This is a genomic window from Bartonella sp. AA1HLJMS (assembly GCF_042197445.1).
GTDB lineage: Bacteria > Pseudomonadota > Alphaproteobacteria > Rhizobiales > Rhizobiaceae > Bartonella.
In genome coordinates this window covers 25,063-33,730 of sequence record NZ_JBHIRW010000018.1, presented here as the reverse complement: position 1 = coordinate 33,730, position 8,668 = coordinate 25,063, and the positions used below count along the sequence as shown (strand labels likewise).

Sequence of the window (8,668 nt, the reverse complement as noted above, 5' to 3'; positions counted from 1 at the left end):
TATTTTTTTTAAATAAAATAACCCAAACTTTACCAATAAAATATTGAACAAAAAATCCTATTTCAAAACATTATTGGCAACAAGCAATTATAGGTAAAATCTGCCTTCATAAAAATAAAACATGAAAACAGCAAGGAGTTCAAAGAGAGCATGGCGCCTTTAAAGTAAAATATAGCACCCCATTGCAATGCATAAAAATAGGAAGTTGCCTAGGAATGAGTTAATCACAATAACGCTTGTTTTATGCTACTTTAATAGAGAAAATTTTCTGCGCAGATACGATTTATAAAGACATTGCTGTATAAAGAGAATCGCATGATCTGTAATTTGTAAAAAGAATCAAATTCCTGTAGAAGCATGCTAAGCTATCTATCTAGCTTTCTTTATTTAATATTGAAAAGTACTCTTATAAATCTATGTGGGATAACGAACAACAAAAAAACGATCCTGGACAAGACCCTGCTCTTGTCGTCAAGCGTTTGCGGCCTGCGCGCCGACAGGTCTCTGCTCGTTGGCTTACGGGAACCATTCTGACAGGAATCACTTCCTGCATTCTTATGGGGATTGCACTTTTTACGGCTCTTGATGAACAACAGCGATTGGTAACACCGCCACAATGGTTTACGCAAGAAAACCTATCAGAATCACAAGCCCCTGAGGCCAATGGCTATAAAGGCGACCGTATTTCTCCCACTCATGCAAGGCAAAGCTTTGACAGAAAACGTCAATTTGAATTATCGATTCTACAAAAAAAAGGCGATGAAAAAGTCATTCAAACACAACATTTTGAATGGATTCGTATGGCTTTAGCCGAAAATCGCCCCCAGAAATATAGCTATCCAAAATTTGATTCTTTAAGCATTCTTGCTAGTGATACGAAAAATCAAAATATCGCACCACAAGAAGATTCTGGGCAGATTTATGGAGCAAAGGTTGAAACAAAACTCACCTTACGCAGCTATGATTTTAAGGTAAATCAATTCGATTTTGATGACAGCGACACATTGACAGATGAAGAGGCACAACAAGAAGTACAAAAAGCTGGATTTACTTTAGAAAAGAGCTCCGAACTTCTTTCAGTTCTCACATTGATTGATCCTTTAAAATTAGAAGATGTATCCTCCCCTTCCCAAGGCACAGAATCCCCTGAAGTTCGAATCGTTCAAGAAAATGTAACCGTTTCTCCTCAAAGTCACCGTATCGATCTGACGAAAAACTATGTTGAAGATATTATTCCTATTCGTAAAAAACAAACGATAGCCGATGCTTTCAAAAAAACCAGTTATACAAAAAAGCAAATTGACCAGGTTGTAAAAACGCTAGAAAAAATAAGCCTTTCCGATTCCCTTAAAGAGGGAAGCCTTTTACGCATTGGTATCGTGACACAAGCTGGTGAAGAAGACCATCTCGTACGCGCAAGTATCTATCAAGGGATGCATCATGTTCTCACCATTGCCCTGAATGATAAAGGCCAATTCATTGAAAGCACAGAGCCTAAAATGTCTAAAGCACTTAAAACGGCTTTTCAAAATGGTATTCCACATTCTTATATCAATAGCGCACAATTACCAACGGCTTATGATGCACTCTATAGTGCTTTGCTAAGCCATAATATATCACAATCTCTCTCTCATCGTCTTATTCGTCTGCTGGCCACCAATATTGATATGAAAAGTCCGATAACACCCAATGATCAGATCGAAATATTTTATGCTGTACCACAAAGCGATAAAGAAAACAAAAACGGCAAAAAGAATTTGAAAGCAAAGGAAGTATCCAAGAACGCTGATCCAGAAATTCGTTATATTAGTGCAACTTTTGGGAATACAACTTATAAATATTACCGTTATCAATTAAAAGATGGAAGCGTTGATTATTATGATTCTGAAGGGAAAAGTTCAAAGCCTTTCTTGCTGCGCAAACCCACACCAAATGGCATTTTTGGCTCTCCCTTTGGTCCACGCAAACATCCTATTTTAGGCTATGTCCGCATGCATACGGGGGTTGATTGGATTGCTCCTAAAGGATCACCCATTATTGCTGTAGGAGATGGTATTGTCACAAGAGTAGGCGTAACAGGCGGCTATGGAAACCATACGGAAATTCAACATGCCAATGGATATATCAGCAGTTATTCACACCAAAGTCGTTATGCACCAGACATCAAACCAGGCGTGAAAGTACGACAAGGACAAATTATTGGGTATGTTGGATCAACAGGAATGGCAACCGGACCCCATTGTCATTTTGAAATCATTGTCAATGGCGTCAAGGTTGATCCCATGCGCATTCGTATACCGGATAGCAAAGCCTTAACCAATCAAGACCTACAAACATTCCTACAAGAAAAAAACAACATTGATGCCTTGATCAACAGCCCAATAGCACCCTCCGAAGAGACTTAAAGCATGAAAGCATCTGCATTTTTACGACTCAAAACATCTAAAAAATATGCTTGAGCGCTTACTTTTCTCAAAGAGATTTCCGCATTTTAAATATCTATTAAAGAATACGCCGAAAGATTCCACCACCCAAGGTCGCATCACAATGATTAAAAATAAAACACCCTCCCCTTTTCAGGTTTACGCACAATAGAAAAGTGAAAAATATGAAACCCCAAAAGGCTAACTCTTCTTGTTTATTTTATCAAAACGATAGCCCGTCCTTATTTGCCATGCAATAAAATCTCAAATCAAAGAGGTGCCCGCTAAAGGATGAAGATTCTAAAATCCATATCATTCTATAAACAACCCGACTTCTTGTTGAATAGATTCCACTTGTTGAATGTATGCTGTTCATAGCCCTAAAGGACGGTGTTTCATGAACTTTATGAGCACGTTCTACCTTAAGAATATTCCTTACACACTTTTACAAAAACACCCCATATTTAAAGTTTCACATGCCTTACAAAAAATAACAAAACTTGAAAAAACAATCTTTTTGCAAAGCAATAGAGCTTACGAATATAAGTATTATTGGCTTAAAGGAGCACTTATTCAAAATAAATTTAAAGGCTAACTTAAGCACTTCAAAGCTCTCAGACAAGGAGAACTTTGAAAGCCGATCATCGGAGTCAACAAAGCAAAAAAACAACAAGAGAGAAAATCAAACATTACACCAAAAGATAAAGAAGCAAAGTTGTTTCTCTTGAAGGCAATTGACAATCTGATATGAATGGTGCTGTGTTCGCGCTACTGAAGCCGTATTTTTCCTTCTTCTTGTGAAAAGATGCCCTCCCCATACATTCACGATGAATGAAAGGCAGCTTACCACGAGAAAAGAGAAAATTTACCCTTTTAAAAAATCAGTCAGAGCTTTTTTTTGAACTATTCATGCTAAGTTTTGGCAAAGGAATGACAATCTTTGTGCCTCCTAAAGCAGAAGTTTCAAACAGAGGTTTTTCACCAAATTGCATACAGAGCTGTTCCACGACCACACGACCAAGTCCTGTTTTTTGTTTTAAAGTTTGGCTTTTCATTCCCACGCCATCATCTTCTACAATGAGCATCAATTGTCCATCTTTCTGGGGACCAAAGGAGATATAAATATGACCAGACCGTTGATCAGGAAAGGCATGTTTTAAGGAATTTGTCAGCAGTTCACCAAGGATAATTCCAAGTGTTGTCGCATCTCTTGAAGACAGGCGACAATCTTTAAAGTTGGTGTGAATGGTGATGTTTTCACGCAATTCAAAAGGGACTGCCAATTCGACATCATGCACAACAGAGCTGAGAAACTCTGCCAATAGTGTCGTTTCCATATCATCACTTAAGCGCAAACGACGATGTGCTGTAGAAATTGTCTGAATACGATCACGTGCAGCCCCTAGAACAGCACGGACCTCTTCATTTTTGCTCCGGTTTAACTGGAGCCCCAACAAAGAAGACACCGTTCCAAGAGAATTGCCAATACGATGGCTTGCATCCTGCAACAATATTTCAACCCGTTGGCGTTCTTTTTCAGCGTGATTACGTGCTCTTTCTAATTCTTGTGTTCGTTCTTTCACGCGGGCTTCCAGAGCGATATTTTCACTATGAAGCAGCAATTGATACAATTTTAAAGAGCGCATATCACGATGAAAACGATTAATAACAAAATAGGCAGAAATAAAGGTACTCACAACGGAAACAATAGCCGCCAATGTCAAAGCCGCCCGCATCAATGCGATACCCTCACGCTGTTTTTGTCGCACCACATCATCCCCATTAATAAAGCTTGTCATCAATTGAGCTAAACGTGCTACAGGAATCTTTGATACTTCCAAAGAGTCCGCATGAGAGGGTTGAGAAGATTGTTCAGGAATCGCATCAAGAGCACGCATATGGGCATTCATAAAGGCTTTTCGTGCTTCAACCTCTTCTTTAAAAGCCGTAAACCATTTATACCACTGCGGATGTGCATAAACAATAAGTGCGATATAGTCGAGAATATTCCCCAACTCCCGCTCTGCATTTTCAAAACGTATTTTATCTTCCGCCTTGCGCGTTTTTGCATAGCTGCGATCAGCAACAGCCATATCAATCAGGCTAATAAGGACCAAATCAGCCTGTTCGCGCAATTCTGAACTTGTATTCAACTGTGCGACTTCTCGATCAACGGCATTTGAAAGCAACATAATAAAAACCGATGCCAAAAGAGCCATAACAAGAGAAACAACAATCGCACCCCACCGCCAGCGTGATATCGTTGCATCAGAAGAAGGCATTTGAGGCATCAAATTTGTTTTTGTTGTCATAGAATGTCCATTGGCGAACTTGAAAGTCGTCATTTTTCAGCACAAAGGAAGGCAACCTTATGGAACATAAAACCTAAAGCCCGTGAGAAAGTTTTATACAGGCTTTTCTTGTGTTCCTAAGGATACACGCCAAACTTCTGAATTCCCTCAGATACTGACTTTACTGTAATAGCTATAACGGGAATAAAAAAAACAAGGCTATCGATCATAATTATTATGCTTTTTTAGCCGTTAAATGAACACAATGTACTTCCAGCTGAGTAAGAATCAGGACCATAATCAGACTCACCATTGACTTTAAGAAGTTCTTGTAATCGATTACGCGCCCTGCTCACACGGCTTTTAATGGTTCCAACAGCACAACCACAAATAGCCGCAGCATCTTCATAAGAAAACCCCGATGCGCCAATGAGAATAATGGCTTCTCTTTGATCGGCAGAAAGCAAATTTAAGGCTTTTTTGAAATCTTGTAAATCAAGCGATCCATATTGAGCAGGATGAACAGCGACATTTTGAGTAAACACGCCGTCGGTATCTTGAACTTCTCTTCCCTTTTTACGCATTTGACTATAAAATTCATTGCGCAAAATGGTAAAAAGCCAAGCTTTAAGATTAGTTCCCATCTCAAAACTATCTTGCTTAGCCCATGCCTTCATAACAGTATCTTGGACCAAATCTTCGGCTTTATCGTGCTTGCCACTTAAAGAAACAGCAAAAGCTCGTAAAGCCGGCAACACAGAAAGGAGTTCTTGTTTAAAATTTTTCGCGCACTTTGACATAAAGGATTCAAACCTTTTCCACATTGTTTAAGCCAAATTGCTCTGCGCGCTCCAACTTCTCTAAAAGCTCAAGCAAACACCGTGGCAGTGCTTCTTCTTGAATTTCCATATAAAATTGACGTAACTTCCGTGCTATTTCGCTATTGACCCCGAGAAGATCATCTCCAACTCTAAATTGTGTAGTGAGATTTTTTTCATCACGGTCGTTCATTTTTCATCCCCCTAATCCATATATTACTGGTAGCACCGCGAAGATTTTTTCGCCTTATGGTTGTAAATATAGCTGTCGGTAAAAAGTTCCATACAAATCAAGGAACTTTTTTATCGGTTGAGAATTTCAACCAACAAAATGCTTGAAAGGTCAAAGGAGTTATAAATTATGTCATTATCAACGCGCATTGCCCCGCATCTTCCCTATCTTCGGCGTTTTGCCCGCTCTGTCACCGGTAGCCAATCCTCTGGCGATGCCTATGTTTCAGCGATGTTGGAAGCACTCATTGCCGACATCTCCATTTTTCCCAAAGCCTCCACTGACCGAATTGGTACCTATTGGCTTTTTTGCCATCTTTTTGACCAAACCACACCAAACATCCCTGAACCCCTGCCCCAATTTGGTCTTGAACAAAAAACCAGTGCCAAATTATCCTATCTCACGCCCCGTGCACGCCAAGCATTTTTGCTCATTGCCGTTGAAGGATTTCATGAACAAGACGCCAGCGAAATCATGAATCTGGATACGAAAGAATTTCGCAAGCTTCTCAACCAAGCATCCATTGATATTTCTCAACAAATTGCCACTGAAGTAATGATTATTGAAGATGAACCTCTTATTGCACTTGATATTGAGCAAATGGTAGAAAGCCTAGGTCATCATGTTGTAGGAATAGCGCGCACGCGTGATGAAGCTGTCATCATGTATCATAAGAAAAAACCACGGTTGATTTTGGCTGATATTCAATTAGCCGATAACAGTTCAGGGATTGATGCGGTCAACGAGATTTTGAAAAATGACCGTATACCGGTGATTTTCATCACGGCTTTTCCCGAAAGGCTTCTCACTGGCGAGCGTCCAGAACCAACTTTTTTAGTGACCAAACCTTTTAACCCTGATATGGTGAAAGCGCTTATTTCCCAAGCTTTATTTTTTCAAGAGAATGCTTCTAAAGCGGCTTAGAACAGGGTAACATCTTAAAATTATGATCGTTACGCCTCTTTCAAAGCCTCCCATGGATAGATCTCATATGAGTGCGCTCATGCAAGCGATTCGTGGTGCTGATATTTGCGTTCTCTATCAGGCAACAAATCTGGTTTATTTATGGGCTGAAAACTTGCCACATCATTTGCACAATAAATGGCGGGTTGGGTGTCGTGACAGCGACTTTTTTTCGCTTGACCTTGCAGACAATATGGAAACCATCAAACTGCAAGTTTTAGCCAGTGGCAAAATGCAAACTGTTGAAGCACGTTTTGAAGATACAAACAAACAAGAGATTTGGTACAAATTTTCTATTGATTGCCACCGCAATGATAACGAAGACATTATTGGTATTATCACCACCGGTGTCAATATTTCCGGCTTACGCCGCCGTGAACAAGTGCTTAAAATCCTTCTTCGCGAAGTCAGTCACCGTTCTAAAAACCTTCTAGCGATCATTCAAAGTATTGCCAGCCAAACCGCCCGCTATACTGAATCTCTTCAAGTTTTTTTACGAAAATTTCAAGGTCGTCTTCATTCTCTTTCTCATTCTCAAGATCTGATCACTGATTCCGATTGGCGCGGTGCTCAATTTCGCGAATTGGTCCAAACGCAGGCTTTAGGTTATTTTATGAAAGAAACAGAACGTTTTTCACTTGAAGGCGTCGATCCTTATCTTTTTCCCAATGCCGCTTTGCATATCGGTTTGGCTTTTCATGAACTGATTGTCAATTCTCTTTCTTTTGGAGCCCTTTCCCAAGAAAAGGGGAGCATCTGTGTACGCTGTGAAATTGAAACAAAACTGAATGGCAAAACGCAACTTATCATCACGTGGCATGAAAATTTTGAATCCGGCATCCCTCCCACAAACAATAAAAAAGCCTGTTTTGGTAGTGCCGTTCTCGAAAAAATCGTTCCCATTTCCGTGAATGGTTCAGCTTCCCTCAAATTGACACAAGAAGGAATTGTCTATTGCCTCTCTGTTCCTGATACTTATTTTGATATTTTTTCTTAAAAGAGCATTTTAAACAATGAACAAGAGAAGTTTCCCCTTTTTTAGCAAAATGTCTCATCTGTTTATTAAGCACAAAGATATTTTCAACCCCTTTAAACCAACCTCTATTGTCCCCCAATAGTTCCCCAAAACCTTAACGATGAGAACTGAAAGCCACATAAAATCCATTTCCGCTGTAAATCAACTTTCATCCCTTATAGAACCGCATATTTTAAGAGAGAAACCAAAACAATGAAGAGTAAACCGTTTCAGCTTTTATATGCCAAATAAAAGCGAACCTATTACCTATCTCTTTTTGTGCAACTTTCGCAATGCGTATACAATTCCATTTTGGCAGAATATGAAATTTCAAGGAGTAAAGCTAATATCCATCATCACTCTTCAGCTTTACAGGCTTAAAGCATCCACGACAACGACAATTAATTGATGAAAATTACATATTTTACGCTTTTATTTATCGCATTCTTTAATGGAGATATCCTCTTCAAGTACAATAGGACATTCTAAAACAGAATACACTTGTGTTCCTCATTCACGCACTTTTTTAATATTTCCCAGCGCATCCACGCTCATTTCAAAACAGTATCTGTAAATAAGATATAATAGCCCCCGTAAAGTGAACCATCAAAACCGCCCCTTGTTACGCCACGTCCTTCTTTACCTTCATACCCCTTTTCACTTCATAAAAGTAGTAGCTGAGCATCATCATACCATTTGTCTCTCATGTTACAACAGCCATTGACCTTTGAGAGCGTCCATAAGAGGCATTTTAGGCTTTTTTCAAATATTACTCACCGACATAGAGCCCATACATACCCTTTTATGACGTGCAAGCCAATGACTTTGATTAATTCACTATAGAACCCGCATCTCAAAGGAGGAACCGACATCTCAAAGGAGGAACCGACATCTCAAAGGAGGAACCGACATCTCAAAGGAGGAAC

The 8,668-nt window shown here is 39.5% G+C and carries 6 protein-coding genes; 3 read left to right on the top strand and 3 right to left on the bottom strand.

What is annotated here, in order from left to right; genetic code table 11:
* Positions 1-416: 416 nt before the first annotated feature.
* Complete coding sequence (locus tag ACFIQE_RS06150) at positions 417-2,405, top strand: M23 family metallopeptidase (RefSeq protein ID WP_375707391.1); 1,989 nt, start codon at positions 417-419, stop codon at positions 2,403-2,405.
* Between the two features lie 899 nt (positions 2,406-3,304).
* Here the strand turns inward: ACFIQE_RS06150 and ACFIQE_RS06145 are convergent.
* The 3 genes from ACFIQE_RS06145 to ACFIQE_RS06135 all read right to left on the bottom strand — a co-directional run bounded on the left by ACFIQE_RS06145 (position 3,305) and on the right by ACFIQE_RS06135 (position 5,725).
* The gene (locus ACFIQE_RS06145) at positions 3,305-4,735 is read right to left on the bottom strand and encodes a sensor histidine kinase (RefSeq protein ID WP_375621451.1); all 1,431 of its coding nucleotides are present in this window, start codon (positions 4,733-4,735) and stop codon (positions 3,305-3,307) included.
* Between the two features lie 224 nt (positions 4,736-4,959).
* On the bottom strand, positions 4,960-5,514 hold the full coding sequence (locus ACFIQE_RS06140) for an RNA polymerase sigma factor (protein ID WP_375611691.1): 555 nt from the start codon (positions 5,512-5,514) through the stop codon (positions 4,960-4,962).
* Between the two features lie 7 nt (positions 5,515-5,521).
* Positions 5,522-5,725 carry a NepR family anti-sigma factor gene (locus ACFIQE_RS06135; protein ID WP_375610684.1) on the bottom strand — a complete coding sequence of 68 codons (204 nt, stop codon included), beginning with the start codon at positions 5,723-5,725 and terminating at the stop codon, positions 5,522-5,524.
* A 168-nt stretch (positions 5,726-5,893) separates the two neighbouring features.
* On the opposite strand from ACFIQE_RS06135, the gene ACFIQE_RS06130 reads away from it, so the two are divergent.
* Positions 5,894-6,688 carry a response regulator gene (locus ACFIQE_RS06130; RefSeq protein WP_375607013.1) on the top strand — a complete coding sequence of 265 codons (795 nt, stop codon included), beginning with the start codon at positions 5,894-5,896 and terminating at the stop codon, positions 6,686-6,688.
* A 22-nt stretch (positions 6,689-6,710) separates the two neighbouring features.
* Positions 6,711-7,724 carry a sensor histidine kinase gene (locus tag ACFIQE_RS06125; protein WP_375618002.1) on the top strand — a complete coding sequence of 338 codons (1,014 nt, stop codon included), beginning with the start codon at positions 6,711-6,713 and terminating at the stop codon, positions 7,722-7,724.
* The last annotated feature ends 944 nt before the right edge of the window (positions 7,725-8,668 follow it).